Origin of the sequence: Pseudomonas sp. Sample_24, assembly GCF_004307605.1 — a bacterium.
Classification (GTDB): Bacteria; Pseudomonadota; Gammaproteobacteria; order Pseudomonadales; family Pseudomonadaceae; genus Aquipseudomonas.
In genome coordinates this window covers 1-1,421 of sequence record NZ_RCNW01000317.1, presented here as the reverse complement: position 1 = coordinate 1,421, position 1,421 = coordinate 1, and the positions used below count along the sequence as shown (strand labels likewise).

General features: G+C 52.9%; 2 protein-coding genes. Both read left to right on the top strand.

Annotated elements, in window-relative coordinates; genetic code table 11:
- Positions 1 to 482: agmatine deiminase family protein (locus D8V06_RS16995; RefSeq protein ID WP_177434445.1), on the top strand; the 482-nt coding region annotated here is incomplete at its 5' end.
- A gap of 245 nt (positions 483 to 727) precedes the next feature.
- The gene (locus tag D8V06_RS16990; RefSeq protein WP_056852132.1) at positions 728 to 940 is read left to right on the top strand and encodes a hypothetical protein; all 213 of its coding nucleotides are present in this window, start codon (positions 728 to 730) and stop codon (positions 938 to 940) included.
- Positions 941 to 1,421 lie beyond the last annotated feature (481 nt).

Sequence of the window (1,421 nt, the reverse complement as noted above, 5' to 3'; positions counted from 1 at the left end):
TGTTCAACGATGAAACCGACGGCCATGTGGATAACTTCTGCTGCTACGTGCGTCCTGGCGAAGTGCTGTTGGCCTGGACTGACGACCCGCAGGACCCTAACTACCCGCGCTGCCAGGCGGCGATGAAAGTGCTGCAAAGCAGCACCGACGCCAAGGGGCGCCCATTCACAGTGCACAAAATGCCGATTCCGGGTCCGCTGTACGCGACCGAGGAAGAATGTGCCGGTGTCGATCCGGTGGATGGCACCCAGGAGCGCAATCCGTCAGTACGTCTGGCCGGTTCCTACGTGAATTTTCTGATCGTCAACGGCGGCATCATCGCACCGAGTTTCGACGACCCGCTTGATGGTCCGGCAAAAGAGATTTTGCAGAACCTGTTCCCCCAGCACGAAGTGGTGATGGTGCCTGGCCGCGAACTGTTACTGGGAGGCGGCAATATCCACTGCCTTACCCAACAACAGCCAGCGCCGCACAAAGAGTGAGTGCAGTTGTAACAGCTTGAGTTCATTGCTAAATCGGCTCAGGCAAACGTTTTCGTACTTTGCATCGCCCAAAGCCCGCAGCCACCAAGGACTGCGGGCTTTTTTGTATCCGCTGGTCGACCATCCAGCCACATTGGCATAGCTCTTGTATTGCACATGGGGCAAAACAGGGAGGGGAGAACTCAGTTGTTCTGTCATAAACCTTGGATAAGTTAGCCGCTCACAAACCGGGAGAGAGCGCTGAAATGAACGCCGAAGTGAATGTAGTGAGCGAGCGGGCAATGCATCCCCTGGCGGTAAACAGCGAATCGCTCCAGATTCTGGCGCATTGGTTCAAGTCCAATGGAACGCGTCCGATCAGTGAAACTGATCCGCGCCGGACGATGATCGAGCGCTACCCCGCTGGTTTGTTCAGCGAGGCGGAACTGGATGCGTTGTGGGATGTGATGGAAGGATAAAAAGAAAAACAACGGATTGATCAAAAAAAAAGCGCTGCCAGGATGGCAGCGTTTTTTTTGCGCGAAGTTTAGCGATCACCATTGCTCTTGTCGTTTTAGAGATTTTAGTTACCGGTTATCACCCTATATCCCGCTGTGGCGCCCACTGAATCGTCGATTGTGGAGCGTCAAGTTTGACTGGGGAAATACAGTGCAATTGAATGTTTCTGCCGCGTAAAGGGCTTTCTTAGATGTTTTTCGCCTAATTCCAGACGATTCATGAAATTGACACATGGTGAAGACCGCAGCTACGATTCTGCCCAACGCCTGTGGCCAACCGCCATGCCTAAAAAAATAAGAAAAAGGCCCGCCGCGAGAATTCGTGTGCGGGCCTTTTTGTTTGCGGAACGAAAAAAGAGCGCGATAGTGCCGTTTCAGCCGTTCGACACAGCGCGTTTCAACCCGTAATAAGGAAAACAAAATGTTGAACAAGCGAATCAGT